Origin of the sequence: Rhodococcus sp. DMU2021 (genome assembly GCF_019641445.1) — a bacterium.
Taxonomy (GTDB): Bacteria; Actinomycetota; Actinomycetes; order Mycobacteriales; family Mycobacteriaceae; genus Rhodococcus; species Rhodococcus pyridinivorans.
The window spans coordinates 307,435-325,491 of record NZ_JAIFKB010000002.1 but is presented as its reverse complement, the minus strand read 5'-3'; the positions used below and the strand labels follow the sequence as shown (position 1 = coordinate 325,491).

The 18,057-nt window shown below is 70.6% G+C and carries 7 protein-coding genes; 5 read left to right on the top strand and 2 right to left on the bottom strand.

Features of this window, described 5'->3' with window-relative positions; translation table 11 throughout:
- Positions 1–49: 49 nt before the first annotated feature.
- The 4 genes from K3M35_RS04815 to K3M35_RS04800 all read left to right on the top strand — a co-directional run bounded on the left by K3M35_RS04815 (position 50) and on the right by K3M35_RS04800 (position 16,271).
- Positions 50–12,277: a non-ribosomal peptide synthetase gene (locus tag K3M35_RS04815; protein WP_220666050.1), complete on the top strand. Its 12,228-nt coding sequence runs from the start codon at positions 50–52 to the stop codon at positions 12,275–12,277.
- Entirely contained in the window at positions 12,274–13,317 is a 1,044-nt protein-coding gene (locus K3M35_RS04810) for an ABC transporter substrate-binding protein (protein ID WP_094980837.1), read from the top strand. The genes K3M35_RS04815 and K3M35_RS04810 overlap by 4 nt, the downstream gene beginning before the upstream one ends.
- Positions 13,318–13,327: 10 nt before the next feature.
- Positions 13,328–14,581, top strand: a complete 1,254-nt coding sequence (entS, locus tag K3M35_RS04805) for an enterobactin transporter EntS (protein WP_217580052.1) — start codon at positions 13,328–13,330, stop codon at positions 14,579–14,581.
- Positions 14,582–14,906: 325 nt separating this feature from the next.
- Positions 14,907–16,271 carry a PhoH family protein gene (locus tag K3M35_RS04800; protein WP_024103276.1) on the top strand — a complete coding sequence of 455 codons (1,365 nt, stop codon included), beginning with the start codon at positions 14,907–14,909 and terminating at the stop codon, positions 16,269–16,271.
- 54 nt (positions 16,272–16,325) lie between these two features.
- On the opposite strand, the gene K3M35_RS04795 is transcribed toward K3M35_RS04800, so the two are convergent.
- Positions 16,326–16,754, bottom strand: coding sequence for a carboxymuconolactone decarboxylase family protein (locus K3M35_RS04795; protein WP_019288724.1), 429 nt, complete (start codon positions 16,752–16,754; stop codon positions 16,326–16,328).
- A 91-nt stretch (positions 16,755–16,845) separates the two neighbouring features.
- The gene (locus K3M35_RS04790) at positions 16,846–17,268 is read right to left on the bottom strand and encodes a limonene-1,2-epoxide hydrolase family protein (RefSeq protein WP_217580051.1); all 423 of its coding nucleotides are present in this window, start codon (positions 17,266–17,268) and stop codon (positions 16,846–16,848) included.
- Positions 17,269–17,428: 160 nt separating this feature from the next.
- Between K3M35_RS04790 and K3M35_RS04785 the strand changes: the two genes are divergently transcribed.
- Complete coding sequence (locus K3M35_RS04785) at positions 17,429–18,019, top strand: LGFP repeat-containing protein (protein WP_231911958.1); 591 nt, start codon at positions 17,429–17,431, stop codon at positions 18,017–18,019.
- Positions 18,020–18,057: the final 38 nt, after the last annotated feature.

The following is an 18,057-nucleotide window of genomic DNA, read 5'->3' as shown; positions in this document are numbered from 1 at the left end:
GGTATGCGCCTGCGGTTCGTCGCGGCATCCGTGGGAGAGAGAAAATTCGATGCAGTCGGTGTATTCCGTCACGCGCGCGCAGCGGACCATCTATTTCGGTCATCAGCTCGACGCCACCGGGCACCTCTACAACACCGGCATGTACACCGAGACCATCGGTGACGACATCGACATCGACCGGATGATCACGGCGATCCACTCGGTCCTCGACGCCGCCGAGACCCTGCACGTCAACTTCGACGTCGACGCCGACGGCAATGTCGTCCAGATCCGGCGCGCGACCCGCGAGTGGGACCTGCCGGTCATCGACTTCCGCGGCGAGGACGACCCGGCCGCGGCGTCCGACCGCTGGATGCGCGCCACGATGAACGAACCGCAAGATCTAGCCCGCGACCTGCTGTTCCGATTTGCCATCCACCGCCTCTCCGACGACACCGTACGGCTGTACCAGCAGTACCACCACATCGTGAATGACGGCTACGGCATCGGTCTCGCGACCACCGCGATGACCAGGGCGTACGTCGAGGGCAAGGGTCCCGACCGCGCCACGGAGTGGACCCTGGAACGGTACGTGCGCGTCGACGAGGAGTACGTCGCGAGCGAACAACGCGAACTCGACCGCCGCTACTGGCTCGACGAACTCGCCGACCTCCCGCAGGTGACGCGCCTGCTCGGCTCTGGTCGCCTGTCGAGCCCCGGAGAACTCGTCGCCTGGTCGCACATCGACACCGACGGACGCGGCCGGCTCGAGCGGTACGCCAAGGCCCACGGCACCCGGCCCGCCACCGTGCTCATCGCCCTCCTCGGCACCTATCTGGCCCGGGCCACCCGCCGCCGTGACGTGGTGATCAGCCTGCCCACGACCGCGCGCGGCACCCGCGAACTGCGCACCGTGCCCGCGATGGTCGCCAGCGTCCTGCCCCTGCGCTTCGACGTTCCCGACGACGCGCGCCTGGCCGACGTCGCCGAGGTGATCGACGGCAAACTGCTCGGCCTGCTCAAACACGGCCGGTACCGCGGTGAGGATCTCGGTCGCGAACTCGCCGAGATCGACCCGGACTGGCGGCCCCCGACCGTCGGCGTGAACATCATGCCCGCAGCTGCCTCGCGGTACTCGGTCGGGCGGGAATCGCAGGCGCACATGCTGTCCTCCGGGCCGGTCGGCGAACTGGAATTCATCCTCGTGCTCGAGAAGGCCGGGCACCCGATCGAGATCGGACTGCGCGGTCATGCCGACGACGCACCGCTCGCGCAGCGCTGCGCCGCCGATCTCGACGACTTCCTCGCCGCGATCCTCGACGACCTCGACGCGCCGCTCGGCACCTTCGACGTCGCCCCGGCGCCAGCCCTCGGCGACAGCTCCGAGGCCGACCACGAGGACACCGCCGCCGGACCGCTCGCGCTGCTGCCGGCCACCGCGCGACGCCGCGACGCCGGACTCTCCGTGGACGCCGAACTGCGCGAATACCGCGTCCCGGCTCCGGAGGATCTCACCGACGACGCCGTGCTCGCCGCGGTCGCCGCCGTGGTCGAGCACCACCCGGCGCTGCGGACGACCCTCACCGCACCGGCCCCGGTGCTGTGGCTGCTGTCGGTGAACGACACCGCCGCCGTCGACGTCCGGACCCTCGTCGCGAACGCCGCCCTGCCGGTGGGAACCGCGACCGCCGACCTGCCCCTGCGCCCCGACGCCACCGCCGGCCGGGTCCTGACCGCGGTGCGGCTCACCGCTGCGGACGAGAGCGCCGGGGAACTGGTCTTCCTCGCCCCCGCCGGGCTCGTCGACGAGACGTCCTGGTCGATCGTCACCGCCGACCTGCACCGTGCCCTGCGCGCCGTCCGGCGCGGCACGCAGATCATGCTGCCGCCCGTGCCCACCTCGCCCGCGACCCACGCCCGCGTCTTCACCGAGCAGGCCGCCTCCCCGCAGCGACTCGCCGAGCTTCCCGACTGGATGACCACCGTCGCACCCGGTGCCGAGTTCGCCGCAGCGGTGGCCACCGGCCGCACACGGACGCCTGTGACCCTCACCCTGACCGACGACGAATTCTTCATGGCGACCACCGCAGTGGCCGGTCTCGTCTCGGGCGTCTCGACCGATGTGTGGACCGCGGTGACCGCAGCCGCGGTCGCGAACACCCGCGAGAGCGGCGACGGTGAACTGCTCGTCGACATCGTCCGCGACGGCCGCATCGCACTGGCCCCCGACGCCGACCTCACCCGCACCGTCGGCGCGCTCGACTGGACGACGCCGGTGCGGCTGGCGCTCGCCACCGATCCGCTCGACGCCCTGCGCACCGCGAAGGAACGCCTGCGCGCAGCCCCCGACCGGGGCATCGGCTGGCCGATGCTGCGTTACGCCAACGTCCAGGCCGGACCGGCCCTCGCGCCGCTCGGACAGCCGCAGGTGCTCGTGCGGAGCGGCGGAGACCGCATCGGCAACTACCTGCTCGATATCCACGTCGAACGGGGAACCGGCGGCGCCACGGTGCATCTCACCGCCGACGAGGCGCTCGCCCCCGATCTCGTGGCCGGGCTCGCCGAGGCATGGCGCGCGGCATTCGACGATCTCCTCGGCCGCGCCGACGCAGCTTTGGGGCGGACCTGTCTCACTCCGTCCGATCTCGAGCACGTCACGCTCACGCAGACCGAGATCGACCGCGTCGCACGGATCGCGCCCGTGCGGATCGAGGACATCTGGCCGCTGTCGCCGCTGCAGCGCGGCCTGTACTTCCAGTCGGTCTTCGACTCGTCGAAGGACATCTACACCGCCCAGTTCTCGCTCGACTTCGGCCACCGCCTCGACGTCGAGCGCCTGCGCCGCGCCGCCGCACGTCTGCTCGCCGAGAACCCCACCGTGCGTGCCGGTTTCACCGACGACGGTCTGGCCGATCCGGTGCAGTTCATCGGCGCGGCGGATCTCGAGGTGCCGTTCACCGAGGTCGACCTCACCGACCTCGACCCCGCCGAGCAGCAGGCCCGCGCCGAGAAACTCATCGAGGAGGATCGGCTGCAGCCGTTCGACCTCGCGTCCCCGCCGCTGTGGCGCATGCTGCTGCTGCACCTCGACGGCATCGACCGTCTCGTCGTCAACCGCGAATTCATCCTGTGGGACGGCTGGTCCGGTGCGCTGTTCGTCGACGAACTGCTCGCCCGCTACGCCGGTGACGAAATCGCGGCGCCCGAAGCGGGTTTCACCGACTACCTGCAGTGGCTCGCCGCCCGCGACCGCGCCGCCGCCGAGCAGGCCTGGCGCGACGAGTTCGCCGGTTTCGACAAGCCCACGCTGCTCGCCGGATCCACCCGCGACCGCGCCGCCATCGTGCCGCTGCGCATCGAGTCGTACATCGACGAGACGCTCACCGCGACACTGCGCGATCGGGCCCGCAGCACGGGCGTCACCCTCAACGCGTTGATGAACGCCGTCGTCGGCCTGCTGCTCGCCGCCGAATCCGGCAGCACCGACGTCGTGTTCGGCTCCACCGTCGCCGGGCGGCCCACCGAGATCGTCGGACTCGACCGCGTGGTCGGCATGTTCCTCAACACCGTCCCGGTGCGGGTGCGCCTGTCCGGCGCCGAGACCGTCGCGGACCTGCTGCGCCGCATGCAGGACGAGTACGCCGACCGCATGGAGTTCGAGTATCTCGGACTCGGCGACATCCTCCGCGCCGTCGGTCATTCCGAACTGTTCGACACCCTGTTCGTACTGCAGAACTTCAAGGACGCCGACGAGATGGCCCGGCAGTCCGCGCGGCACGACATCCTCGCCGAGGACAGCCTCGACCACACGCACTATCCCCTCGCGATCGTCGTGTCGCCGGGGCGGACCATGCACGTCAAGATCGACTACCGGCCCGACGTCGTCGACGGTGCGCGTGCCCGGGCCCTGCACGACCGCTTCGTGGCGCTGCTCGACTTCGTCGCCCGCGGAGTCGATCTGCCGGTCGCGTCCGTGCCCGCACTGACGGCCGCCGAACACACCGTCACCGACGCCCGGCTGCGCGCCGAGATCCCCGAGGTCGAGGACGTCACCGTCGCCGAGATGCTCATCGCCCGCGCCGCGACCGACGCCGACCGCATCGCCCTCGTCTCCGGTGAACAGAGCAGCACCTACGGCGAACTCGCCGGCCGCGTCGAAGCGCTCGCCCGCACCCTCATCGCCGGGGGAGCGGGACCCGAGACCATCGTGTGCCTCGGTCTGCCCCGCAGCATCGACACCGTCGTCGCGCTCTTCGCGATCCTGCGCACCGGTGCCGCCTACCTGCCGCTCGAACTCGACCAGCCCGACGAGCGTCTGCGCACCGTCATCGACGACGCGCTGCCGGCGCTGTTCCTCACCACGACCGCGGTGCAGAACCGTCTCGGCCTGCCCGCCGACCGCAGCATCCGTCTGGACGAGCCCCTCGCCGCGAGTACCGCGCCGTTGACCGACGCCGAACTCGGTGCCTTCGCCCCGGGTCGCCCGGGCCGGCTCGAGCACCCCGCCTACGTCATCTACACCTCGGGGTCCACCGGCAAGCCGAAGGGCGTGGTCACCCCCTATCGGGGCCTGACCAACATGCAGCGCAACCACCAGGACGAGATCTTCGATCCGGTGGTCTCGTCGGTGGACGGACGCCGGATGCGGGTCGCGCACACCGTGTCGTTCGCTTTCGACATGTCGTGGGAGGAACTGCTCTGGCTCGTCGAGGGCCACGAGGTGCACGTCTGCGACGAGGACCTGCGTCGCGACGCCACCGCGCTCGTCGAGTACTGCAACACCCACGCCATCGACGTCGTCAACGTCACCCCCACCTACGCGACGCAGCTGATCGCGGACGGCATGCTCGACGAGGGTCCGGGACAGCACCGCCCGCCGCTCGTTCTGCTCGGCGGTGAGGCCGTGTCGGATTCGGTGTGGACTCGCCTGCGCGAGACCGATGGCACCCTCGGGTACAACCTGTACGGCCCCACCGAGTACACCATCAACACCCTCGGTGGCGGCACCGACGACAGCGCGACCCCCACGGTCGGCGTCCCCATCCGCGCGACCCGCGCCTACATCCTCGATCCGTGGCTGCGACCCGTCGTCGACGGTGTCGTCGGCGAGTTGTACATCGCGGGTGTGGGTCTCGCGCGCGGCTATCTGAACCGTTTCGGGCTCACCTCCGACCGCTTCGTCGCCGATCCGTGGTCGACCGGTGGCCGCATGTACCGCACCGGCGACCTCATGCGCCGCCGCACCGACGGCAACCTCGACTATCTCGGCCGCGTCGACGACCAGGTCAAGATCCGCGGTTACCGCGTCGAACTGCACGAGATCGCGGCTGTGCTCGAGGAGCACCCCGAGGTCGGTACCGCGGCGGTGATCGCCGTCGACGACCCGCTCGTGCCCGGCACGAAACGACTTGCTGCCTACGCCGTTCCGGTCGGTGACGGTGACCCGTCCGACCTGTCGTCGCGGCTCGTCGCCCACCTGCGCGCCCAGTTGCCCGACTACATGGTCCCGGCCGGGGTGCAGCTCATCGATTCCGTGCCGATGACCGTCAACGGCAAGCTCGACACCCGCGCCCTGCCCGAACCGCAGGCCGCCACGGGCCTCGGTGGACGCGCCCCGCGCACCGAGACCGAGAAGGTCCTGTGCGAGGTCTTCGCCGACGTCCTCGGGGTCGACGAGGTCGGCGCCGACGACGACTTCTTCGAACTCGGCGGGCACTCGATGATCGCCATGCGGATCGTCGGCCGCATCCGCTCCGAACTCGGTGTGGACGTCACCATCCGCGACCTGTTCGAGGCTCGCAGCGTCGAGGAACTCGCCCGCCGCATCCCCGGCGCCGCAGCGGCGCTCCCGCCGATCACCGCGCGGACGCGCCCCGACCGGGTGCCGCTGTCGGCCGCCCAGGAACGCCTGTGGCTGCTCCAGCAGTTGCAGGACGACAGCCTCGCCTACCACTACGCGCACGTCGCACGCCTCGACGGCGCGGTGGACGCCGATGCCCTCGTCGCGGCGGTCGCCGACGTCGTGGAACGTCATGAGAGCCTGCGCACCGTCGTCGATTCCGAGGACGGCACGCCCTACCAGCGGATCCTGGCTACGCCCGAGGCCGTGCGCTTCGAACTGCACGAGACAGAGTCCGAGGATGCCGTCCGGGCGCTGCTCACCGAGCGGCTCACCGCGTCGTTCGATCTGCACACCGACCCGCCGCTGCGCGTGGTGCTGGTGCGCGTCGCGCCCGACCGGCACGTCCTCGCAGTGGTGCTGCACCACATCGCGACCGACGAATGGTCGGATGCGCCGCTGCTCGGCGACCTCACCCGCGCCTACCAAGCCCGGTCGGCCGGCGTGACACCCGAATGGTCTCCGCTGCCCGTCCAGTACGCCGACTACACGCTGTGGCAGCGCGAACTGATCGAGGCCGGCCGGATCGACACCCAGATCGACTACTGGACCGACACTCTCGCGCAATTGCCCGACGAGATCGTCCTGCCCACCGACCGGCCCCGCCCCGCGCGGCCGACCGGAGCGGCGGGCAACACCACCGCGACGGTCCCCGCCGACATCGCCGCCCGCCTGCGCGCGGTCGCGGATGCCCGCGGCGGCACGATGTTCATGGCGCTGCACGCGGCCGTCGCGGCACTGCTCTCCCGGCTCGGCGCGGGCGACGACATCGTCGTCGGCACCCCCGTCTCGGGCCGTTCCGACACCGCACTCGACGAACTCGTCGGTTTCTTCGTCAACACCCTGGTGCTGCGCACCGATCTGTCCGGCGAGCCCACCTTCGCCGAACTCCTCGACCGGGTGCGCGAGACCGATCTCGCGGCGATGGCGCACCAGGAGGTGCCCTTCCAGCAGCTCGTCGAGCGACTCGCACCGCCGCGCGTCGAGGGACGGAACCCGCTGTTCCAGGTGATGATGAGCTACCTGCAGCGCCCCGCGCAGCTGCCCGACCTGCTCGGTGTGCCCACCCGCTGGGAACCGCTGAGCAACGTCCGCGCCAAGTTCGACCTCAACCTCACCTTCGTCGACGCCCCGGACACCGGCGAGGTCGCCGTATCGGTCGAGTACGCGACCGACCTGTTCGACGCCACCATGGCCGACACGCTTCTCGCCGCGCTGCTCACTCTGCTCGATCAGGTCGCGAGCGCACCCGCGGCCCGGATCCGCGACGTCGCGATCCTCGACGCCGACGAGGCCGCGGGACAACTCGCCGTCGGCACCGGCGAGCGCGTCGACTTCGCTCTCGCCCCGCTGAGCGAGGTGCTCGCCCGCAGCGCCGCCGAGCACGCCGAACGGCCGGCTCTCGTCGCGGCCGACCACACCCTCACCCATGCCGCCCTCGACGCCGCCTCGAACCGCCTCGCCCGCGAACTCGTCGCGCTCGGCGCCGGTCCGGGTGCGATCGTCGCGGTCGCGGTGCCCCGCTCCGTGGGGCAGGTCGTCGCGATCCACGCCGTCGTGAAGTCCGGTGCGGCCTACCAGCCGATCGACACCACGCTGCCCGAAACGCGCATCGAGTACCTGCTCGGCGATGCGCATCCGCGAGTCGTGCTGACGCGCAGCGACATCGAACTGCCCGGCGAGCATCCGCGACTCGACCTCGACGACACCGAGGTGCGTGCCCGCATCGACGCCCGCAGCCCGGAGTCGGTCACCGACACCGACCGGATCGCGCCGCTCACCCTCGACCACCCGCTCTACGTCATCTACACCTCGGGGTCGACGGGTCTGCCCAAGGGCGTCGCCGTGTCGCACCGCGCCGTGGCGAACCGGCTCGAATGGGTGCGCCGCGAACTGCCCGCCTCGCCCGACGACCGGGTGCTGCTGCGCACACCCGCGACCTTCGACGTGTCGGTGTGGGAGTTGTTCGCGCCGTTCGTCGACGGTGCGAGCGTCGTCGTCGGCGGACCCGACGCGCACCGCGATCCCGTCGAATCGGCGACCCTGCTGCGCGACGGGAACATCACCGTCGCCCACTTCGTGCCGTCGATGCTCGAGGAGACCCTCGCCGTGCCCGCCACCGCGGACGCCGCGAGCCTGCGCCGCATCGTGTGCAGCGGTGAAGCACTGTCGCCGCGCACCGTCGCACGCGCGGCGACGGTGCTCCCGCAGGTGAAGGTCCACAACCTGTACGGCCCGACCGAAGCCGCGGTGGAGGTGACCCTCGACGCCGACCCGGGTGCCCGGATCGGTTCGCCTACCCGCGGTTCCGTCATCGGGCGGCCGGGCGCGAACGTGTGCCTGTACGTGCTCGACCGGTATCTGCGCCCCGTGCCGGCCGGCACCCCCGGTGAGCTGTACATCGGGGGAGTACAGGTTGCGCAGGGCTACCTGCGGCGCCCGGCGCTCACCGCCCAGCGGTTCGTCGCCGACCCCTACGGCGATCCCGGCGACCGGCTCTACCGCACCGGCGACCTCGCACGCTGGGACGCCCACGGCGACCTCGAATATCTCGGCCGCGGCGACGACCAGATCAAGCTGCGCGGTCTGCGCATCGAACTCGGCGAACTCGAGGCGGCTCTCGATGCCGTCGACGGTGTCGCCCGTGCTGTGGCCGCGATCAAACCCCGTCCCGCAGGCGATTCGGTGCTCGTCGGATATATCGTTCCCGCAGCGGAAGTCGCGGTGGATCCGGTGGCGGTCCGTGACGCACTCGTCGGACGTGTGCCCGAGTATCTGCTGCCCGCACGGGTTCTCGTGATCGACGCGGTCCCGACGACCTTCAACGGCAAACTCGATCGCGGTGCCCTTTCGGCACCGGAGTTCGACACCGGATCCGGACGGCAGCCGCGTACCGAACTCGAGGCGACGATCGCGACTCTGTTCGCCGACGCACTGGGACTCGACGAGGTCGGTATCGACGTCGACTTCTTCGCGCTCGGTGGGCATTCCCTCGCTGCGATCCGGCTCGTGAACGCGATCCGTTCGGAGCTCGGCGCGGATCTGGCCCTGCGCACGGTCTTCGACGCCCCGACGGTGGAGTCGCTCGCGCAGCGGTGCGCGGCCGCCGGGCAGGCGTCGCCGCGACCCGCGCTGGTGGCGGCTGACCCGCGACCTGCGATGGTGCCGCTGTCGTACGCGCAGCAACGCCTCTGGATTCTCGACCAGCTCGGGGCCCGCGGCGGCGTGTACAACGTGCCTGTCACGTGGCGGGTGCACGGGCGCGTCGACGTCCCGGCACTCGAAGCGGCCGTGCGCGACGTCGTCCTGCGTCACGAGTCGCTGCGCACGGTCTTCCCGAGCGCGGACGGACAGGCCTACCAGCAGGTGCTCGCGCCGGACGAGGTCCGCGTGGTCGTCGACCACCGCTCGGTCGCCGCGGCCGATGTCCACGATGCGCTGGCCGAGGCGATCGATCACCGCTTCGATCTGTCGGCCGAACTGCCGGTGCGGCTGTCGGTCCTCGACGCCGGGGACGGCACCGTGGTGGCGCTGGTGATTCACCACATCGCCGTCGACGAGTGGTCGACCAAGGCGCTGCTCACCGATCTGGCGACCGCCTACGCGCTGCGGGAGGTGGGGCAGGCACCGGAGTGGATGCAGCCCGCCGTGCAGTACGCCGACTTCACGCTGTGGCAGCGCGACCTGCTCGGCGACCCGGCGGATGCGGAGTCGCTCGCCGCGCGTCAGCGCGCCTACTGGCGCGACGCCCTCGCCGGCCTGCCCGAGGAACTGCCGCTGCCGACCGACCGGACCCGTCCGGCCCGCACCTCCTATCGCGGTGGCGCGGTGCCATTCGCGCTCGACGCGGAGGTCGTGCGCGCACTGCGGGAACTCGCACGCGCACACGACCTCTCGATGTTCATGGTCGTGCAGGCCGCCGTCGCGGTGCTGCTCGCCGCCTACGGCGGCGGCGAGGACATCCCCCTCGGCACCCCGGTCTCCGGACGCGGCGACGCGCAACTCGAGGATCTCGTCGGTTTCTTCCTCAACACCCTCGTGCTGCGCACCGACCTGTCCGGCGACCCCACCGTCGCCGAACTGCTCGACCGGATCCGCCGCACCGACCTCGAGGCGTTCGACCACCAGGACCTGCCCTTCGAGCAGGTCGTCGACGCGGTGCTCGGCTCCGACCGATCCGTCTCGCGCGCCCTGCACCCGCTGTTCCAGGTGATGATCGTCTATCTCGTCGAACCCGATCCGCGCAGTGCGGGTGGGCTCACGGCGGGTGTCACCCCCGAACCGCACCCGATGGAGACCTCGAAGTTCGACCTGTCGTTCGACCTCGTCGAGTATGTGGGCACCGACACCCTCGTCGGCGTCGTCGAGTACAGCTCCGACCTGTACGACCGCGGCACCGTCGAACGTCTCGTCGCCGGACTCGACCGGGTGCTGCGCACGCTGGCCGGGGGAGAGGCGCACCGGCGCCTGTCCGCCATCGACGTCCTGCCGGCCGACGAACGCGCCCGGCTCGAACAGTGGCGGGCCACACCGGCACCGGTCGCCGAAGCCGTCACCGTCGCGGACCTGTTCGACGACGCGGTCGCCCGTCACCCGCACGAGACCGCGCTCGTGGCAGGCGATCTCGAATGGAGTTTCGCCGACCTCGCGTCCCTGGTCCGCCGGTGGGCGCGACTGCTCGTCGACCACGGTGTCGCTCCCGAGACCCGCGTGGCGCTCGTGCTGCCCCGCACGGCCGACACGATCGCGGCGATGCTCGCGGTGCTCGTCTCCGGCGGTGCCTACGTCGCGCTCGAACCGCGCACTCCCACCGAGCGTCTCGCGACGATCCTCGGCACCGCGGAGCCGGCCGTCGTGCTCACCACCCGAGAACTCGCGTCGTCGCTGCCCGCGGTGGACGCGCCGGTGCTCGCGCTCGACGACGAGACGCTCGCGGCGCGGGTCGCCGGCTACGACGACGCCCCGCTGACCGACGCCGACCGGCTCGCACCGCTGCGCGCCGACCACCCGGCCTACGTCGTGTACACCTCCGGCTCCACCGGCACACCCAAGGCGGTCCTCGCCCTGCACCGCGGCCTGACCGCGCTGTTCTACAGCCACCGCGCCGACCTCTACGCGCCGACGCAGGCACGGACCGGACGCGACCGGCTCCGGGTCGGCCACGCGTGGTCGTTCGCCTTCGACGCGTCCTGGCAACCGCAGCTGTGGCTCTTCGACGGGCACGCGGTGCACGTCGTCGACGAGAAGGTCCAGCGCGATCCGGCCGAGATGGTCCGCGTCGCCCACGAATCCCGCTGGGACTTCGTCGAGGTCACCCCGTCGCACCTCGCGCAGCTGCTCGATCACGGACTCGCGGACGACGGACGGTGCCCGGCCTCGCTCGGCTTCGGCGGCGAGGCGGTCTCCCAACCGATGTGGGACCGGTTGCGCGGGCTGGACGGCGTGAGCGCCTACAACCTCTACGGGCCGAGCGAGAGCACCGTCGACGCGCTCGTCGCACGGGCTTCGGACGCCGAGGCGCCCGTTGCGGGCCGACCGGTCGCCGGCACCCGGGCCTACATCGTCGACCGGTGGATGCGTCCCGCGCCGATCGGTGTGGAGGGCGAGCTCTACCTCGCCGGTCGTGGACTGGCCCGCGGCTATCTCGCCGACCCGGGTCGCACCGCCGACCGTTTCGTCGCGGACACGATCGATCCGGAATTCCCCGGAGACCGCATGTACCGCACGGGTGACCGGGCCCTGTGGACGCCCGACGGACACATCCGCTACCGCGGACGCGGCGACGACCAGGTCAAGATCCGCGGATACCGGATCGAACCGGCCGAGATCGAGACCGTGCTCTCGTCGCGACCGGACGTCGCGACCGCAGTGGTGCTCGCCCGCACCGATCTCGGTGCGACGGCACGTCTCGTCGCCTACGTCGTCCCGGCCGCCGGGCACACCCTCGACGCCGAGACGCTGCGACGCGCGGTCGCGCGGGTGCTGCCCGACTACATGGTGCCGTCGGCGACGGTCGTGCTCGACGCCCTGCCCACGCTCGCCAACGGCAAGATCGACCGCGCAGCGCTGCCGCGACCGGAACTCGCCCCGCGAACGCACCGGGCACCGTCCACACCGGCCGAAGAGCTGCTGTGCGCCCTCGCCTCCGAGGTCACCGGCGTCGAGCAGGTCGGCGTCGACGACGATCTGCTCGAACTCGGATGCGACAGCATCTCGGTGATGCGGATCCTCGGCGGACTGCGGGCGGCCGGATACGTGATCGACGCCGAGTCGATCTTCACCGCCGGGTCGATCGGCGAACTCGCCGCGACCCTCCACGAGGACGAGATCCGCGGCGCCGGGAACGGACACCCGGACGACGGACCTACGAAGTGTTCTACAGCAGAGGAGAATCGATGAGGATCCACAAGCGACTGCGCCGGATCGGCGTCGCCCTCGCCGCCACCGCCATGCTGGTCGGTGTCACGGCGTGCGGCTCGGACACCGACAGCGGCAGCTCGTCCGGCAGCGCGACGGCGGCGAACGACGAGTTCCCGGTCACCGTCTCCGGCAAGTTCGGCGACACGACCGTCGAGTCGGCCCCGACCCGCGCCCTGCCGCTGTCGCCGCAGGACGCCGACATCCTGCTGTCGTTGGGCGTCACCCCGCTCGCGCTCCCCGTCGATGCCCAGAACCTCGCGGCGACCGGCGGCACCGGCGTGTGGCCGTGGGAGGCCGAAGCACTCGGCGCCGACGTCCCGCCGCTGCTGAACATGGACGGCGGTGCCACGGTGATCGCCGAGCAGATCGCCGCGCTGCAGCCCGACATCATCGTCTCCACCGGCTTCTGGGGACTCGAACAGAACACCTACGACCAGCTCGCCGAACAGTTCCCCGTCGTCCACTTCGACTACCGCGCCAACGGTGAGCCGTGGCAGGACTCCACCCGCAAGATCGCCTCGGCCCTCGGCATCCCCGAGAAGGCCGAGGAGGTCATCGAGCAGGCCGAGGTCGATCTCGACGCCGCCAAGGAGCAGTACCCCGCACTCGAGGGCGCGACCTACAACGCGATCATCGGCGACACCGGTGGCCAGCTGTCGGTGCTCGCCGCCGACGACCGCGGCATCGGGCAGTTCCTGAACTCGCTCGGCCTCGAGCTCAGCGAGTACGCGAACACACTGCAGGTCGATGCGGACGGACGCGGTGTGCTGTCCTACGAGGAGATCTCGCAGCTCGACGCCGACCTGCTCGTGGTCGTCTCGCCCACCGGCGATCTCGGATACCTGACCAAGTTCGAGGCGTGGAACCGTCTTCCGGCCGTCGAGCGCGGCGCGGTCGTCTCGCTCGCCCGCAACACCGGCATGCCGAACGCCGTGGGCTTCCCGTCGGCGTTGTCGCTGAAGTGGGCCACCGACGAGATCGCTCCGATGCTCGCCGACGCCGCCGCGAAGTCCGAGTGACGGCCCGGCAATGAGCAACGGCGCCCTCTTCGATCTGCGGCCGCTGCGCGAGAGCGCGGCCTTCCGCCGGATCTTCATCGCTCGCACCATCTCGATCTTCGGTATCGGGATGCTCATGGTCGGCGTACCGATCCAGGTCTACGACCTGACCGGATCGTCGCCGATGGTGGGTCTGGTCTCCGCGCTCGAAGGGGGCGCTGCGATCGGCGGCATGCTGCTCGGCGGCATGCTCGCCGACCGCTACAACCGCAAGTTCCTGATCCTGTTCGCCCGCACCGTCTCCGGTCTCACCTTCGTCGGACTGGCCGTCAACGCCGGTCTGTCGTCGCCCTCGGTGCCGGCGATCATCGCCCTGACGGTCGTCAACGGCCTGATCGGGTCGATCAGCATCGCGGCTCTGCTGGCAGTCGTGCCCACGCTCGTCCCCAAGGACCAGCTCGTCGCCGTCGGTGCGCTCAACGTGCTCAGCGCCCGCGCGGGAGCCGTCCTGTCCCCGGCGCTCGGCGGTCTCGTGATCGCGACGTTCTCGGTGGCGTGGAACTACTGGGTGGCCGCGATCGGCACCGCCGTGACCGTCACCCTGCTCTCGGGCCTGCCGGCGCTGAACCCACCGACGGCGGACGCTGGGCACGACGCCGACGCACCCGCGGAGACGGTGACCGGCTTCCTGCGCCGCGAACGCGTCGTCGGCGGGGTGATGATCGCCGGCGTCGTCGCGATGCTCGGCGGCGGTGTGCTCGTGCTCGTGCCGGCCTTTGCCGACGCGCGTTTCGAGGGCAATGCGGTCGCCATCGGCGTCATGTACGCGGCGATCGCGCTCGGCGCCGCCGCGGCCACGGTCACCAGTGGATGGCTCGGCCGTTCGGTGCGGCCCGGCCGCGTGCTGCTCACCGCCCTGGTCCTCGGATTCGTCGTCCAGGCACTGGTCGGCTTCACGTCCGTCCTGGCGCTCACCGTCGTGCTGCTCGTGATCGTCGGTGTGTTCGGGGCCGTGCAGGAGGTGCTGCGCTACTCGCTGATCCAGACGCACACGCCGCACACGCTGCTGGGCCGGGTGAACGGTCTGTGGTCCGCCCAGGAGGTCGCGGGCATGTCGGTCGGTGCGCTCGTCGCGGGTCTGTTCGGCAGCATCTTCGACGCCCCGGACGCGGTCGTCTGGTACAGCGCCGCGATGGCCGTCCTCGCGCTGCTCGTGACCCTGGTGCTGCGACGACTGCGCGGCGCGACGGTGGAACCGAGCGCGCATCCGGTGACGGTCGAGTGACCGTACGCCGCGCGATCCACGGGTTCGCGTTCCTGACGCAGCGGAGCCGACCGTGTTTGCTGGGGTTCAGGGGTACTTATGAGGTGTCGTTAACGCGATCTTCACCGACACGCTTCCTCCGCCATCGAGCGAATCGCCCGTATCGGGGTTAGCGTCGGGGGTGTAGGCGGCGCAGGTGCCGTCTACACGGGAGGTCCCTGATCGTGTGGCTGACACAGTCCGAGCGAGGGGGCCGGCACCGGGCCTCCGTGGTCGTGACGACACCGGGGACCCACCGGCCCACCGAATACGTCCGGGCGGTGCCGTCCGGGCCGAGGAGCCCCACGTGAACGCAACACGCTCCGTCCCCACCCGCTCCGGCCACGCCTCCGGTACCGCCGCTGCGAAAGAATCCGCTGTACGCACCTACGTGCTGGACACTTCAGTGTTGCTCTCCGACCCTTGGGCGGTCACCAGGTTCGCCGAGCACGAAGTCGTCCTTCCGCTGGTCGTGATCGGCGAACTCGAAGGGAAACGGCACCACCACGAACTCGGCTGGTTCGCTCGCGAATCGCTGCGCCTGCTCGACGACCTGCGGCAGCGGCACGGACGCCTCGACCAGCCCATCCCTATCGGGGACGAGGGTGGCACCCTCCACGTGGAGCTCAATCACACCGACCCCATGGTCCTGCCCGCGGGATTCCGCACCGACACCAACGACTCCCGCATCCTCGCGTGCGCCCTGAACCTGGCCACCGAGGGACGCGACGTGGTGCTCGTCAGCAAGGACATCCCGTTGCGCGTCAAGGCCGGTGCCGTCGGCCTCGACGCCGACGAGTACCACGCCCAGGACGTGGTGATCTCGGGATGGACGGGCATGACCGAACTCGAGGTCGACCGGACCCTCATCGACGAGATGTTCACCGAGGGCATCGTCGACATCGACGATGCTCGGGATCTGCCGTGCCACACGGGGATCAGGCTTCTCGGTGGCTCCTCCAGCGCGCTCGGCCGGGTCACCGCCGACAAGCGGGTGCAGCTCGTCCGCGGCGACCGGGAGGCGTTCGGACTGCACGGGCGCTCCGCCGAACAGCGCGTCGCCCTCGACCTGCTGCTCGACGAATCCGTCGGCATCGTCTCCCTCGGCGGCAAGGCCGGAACCGGAAAGTCCGCGCTGGCACTGACGGCGGGACTCGAGGCCGTCCTGGAAAGACGAACCCACCGCAAGGTGGTGGTCTTCCGGCCGCTCTACGCGGTGGGTGGGCAGGAACTCGGCTACCTGCCGGGTACCGAGGCCGAGAAGATGAATCCGTGGGGGCAGGCGGTCTTCGACACCCTCGAAGGACTCGCCAGCCCGGCGGTGCTCGAGGAGGTGCTCAGCCGCGGAATGCTGGAAGTGCTGCCGCTCACGCACATTCGCGGCCGGTCGCTGCACGATTCGTTCGTCGTCGTCGACGAGGCACAGTCGCTCGAACGCAACGTGCTGCTCACCGTCCTGTCGCGGCTCGGTGCGGGATCGCGCGTCGTGCTCACCCACGACGTCGCCCAGCGCGACAACCTGCGTGTCGGCCGGCACGACGGTGTCGCGGCGGTCATCGAGAAGCTCAAGGGACATCCGCTGTTCGCGCACGTCACGCTCACCCGCAGTGAGCGGTCGCCGATCGCGGCGCTGGTGACGGAGATGCTCGAGGAGTTCGCTCCGGGCGCCTGACGCCCGGGCACGGCCGACACGGCGCGTCCGGCAATGCCGGACGCGCCGTCGTCGTCAGGCCTCGTCGGAGGTGTCGGTGTCCTCGGGGAGAGGGCCGAGTTCGGTCTCGAGCACTTCCTGGACGACGCGCATCGCAGCGAGTCCGGCGGGAGCGCCGCAGTACGCCGAGCAGTGGATGACGGATTCGACGATCTCCGTGCGGTCGAGTCCGTTGCGCAGGGCACCGCGGACGTGTCCGCGCAGTTCGTTCTCGGCACGCAACGCGATGAGCATGCCCAGGTTGAGCAGGCTGCGGCTGCGGCGGTCCAGGCCGGGGCGCGACCACACGGCGCCCCAGGCGTGCTCGGTCACGAACTCCTGCATCGCCTCGGAGTCGGTGCCACGGGAACGCTCGAACGCCCGCTCGACGAAGTCGTCACCCATCACTTCGCGCCGGATCTCCAGACCCGTCGTGAATCCCGGAGTGTGCTCGGCGTCGGACATGTCATCGCTCCCTGCTGATCCGTCGCCGAACGGTTCGGCGACGAACGGATTCTATGCGGGCAGCCTAGGGAAGCGGTGAGGGCGAGGAGCGTCAGGAGCGACGCAGGACGGCGCGCAGGACGCCCACGACGGTTCCGCGGAGGAAGGTGAGGACGTCGAAGTGGTCGTCCCACAAGGCGATCCGCCCGTCGCGCAGTTCGAAGGTGCCGCACACCCAGAACTCGATGCGCACCGGCCCGAAGCGCAGGATGTCGGTGCGTTCGGTGAGCACGATGTCGCCCTCGGCTGCGATGTGGTGGACGACGACGCCGAAGCCCACCGACGGTCGCGCGAGACCGGCAAGGATCTTCCGGACCCGGGCGCCGCCGCGGACGGTGGGGAGCCAGGTGTTGTGCCACGCGATGTTGTCGGTGATCAGAGAGGCGGCGCGGTCGATGTCCTCGGCGGCCGTTGCCTCCAGGAAATCGGTCACCGTGGCGACGGCGTCGTGCGCGGTGACGGTCTGTGTGCTCATCGTTCTCCTCGGCGTCGGCTGCGTCGCATGGTAACGGCAGGAGACCTGGGGTGGGGCGGATTGGTGCACGGCACGGAATCACCGGAAACCGGGTTGTGTCGCCGAGGAGTCGGGCACCCTGAACTCAGGTACCCGTCCTCTCAGTGACAGGAGCGAACCGATGAATCGAATTCCCCGACGCAGAGCAGCGTTGGTGGCGGCCGCAGCGGCGATCGGACTGGTGGTCGCCGGTTGCAGCGACGACCAATCCGCGGAGGACACGGTGGGCAGCGCGACCAGCGCGGTCCAATCCGCCGCGGAGAGCGTGGCATCCGGGGCGGAGAGCGCCGTCGAATCGATCACGCAGGGCGACGATTCGCCCGAGGCCGACGAGCCCGCGGCGGATCGGTCCAGTGCGGTGCCGGGACCGGACGGCGAGCAGGTCGAACTCAGCGGACCGATCCTGCAGAAGTACGACGAGGTCGGCGGTGCGTCCAGCCCGCTCGGCGCCGCGACCGGCCAGCAGGAGGAAGTCGGCGACGGTTACGTCGCGGAGTTCGAGGGCGGCATCATTGCGTGGAGCCCCGACACCGATTCCCACATCGTGTGGGGTGAGATCCGCACGGCCTGGGAGGCCGCGGGTGGTGCCGGTGGCGACCTGGGCTTCCCGATCACCGACGAGGAACAGACCCCCGACGGTGCGCGAAGCAACTTCCAGTTCGGTTACATCACGTGGGCGCCCGGCACCGGGACCGAGGTGGTCCAGGAGTGAGGTGACTCCCGGCTCGCTGAGCCCTCGCTATCCGCTCA

Excerpts from the sequence above, each read along its gene's own strand:
- K3M35_RS04815 (WP_220666050.1), top strand. The coding sequence starts at position 50 with ATGCAGTCGGTGTATTCCGTCACGCGCGCGCAGCGGACCATCTATTTC.
- K3M35_RS04810 (WP_094980837.1), top strand. The coding sequence starts at position 12,274 with ATGAGGATCCACAAGCGACTGCGCCGGATCGGCGTCGCCCTCGCCGCC.
- entS (WP_217580052.1), top strand. The coding sequence starts at position 13,328 with ATGAGCAACGGCGCCCTCTTCGATCTGCGGCCGCTGCGCGAGAGCGCG.
- K3M35_RS04795 (WP_019288724.1), bottom strand. The coding sequence starts at position 16,754 with ATGTCCGACGCCGAGCACACTCCGGGATTCACGACGGGTCTGGAGATC.
- K3M35_RS04790 (WP_217580051.1), bottom strand. The coding sequence starts at position 17,268 with ATGAGCACACAGACCGTCACCGCGCACGACGCCGTCGCCACGGTGACC.
- K3M35_RS04785 (WP_231911958.1), top strand. The coding sequence starts at position 17,429 with ATGAATCGAATTCCCCGACGCAGAGCAGCGTTGGTGGCGGCCGCAGCG.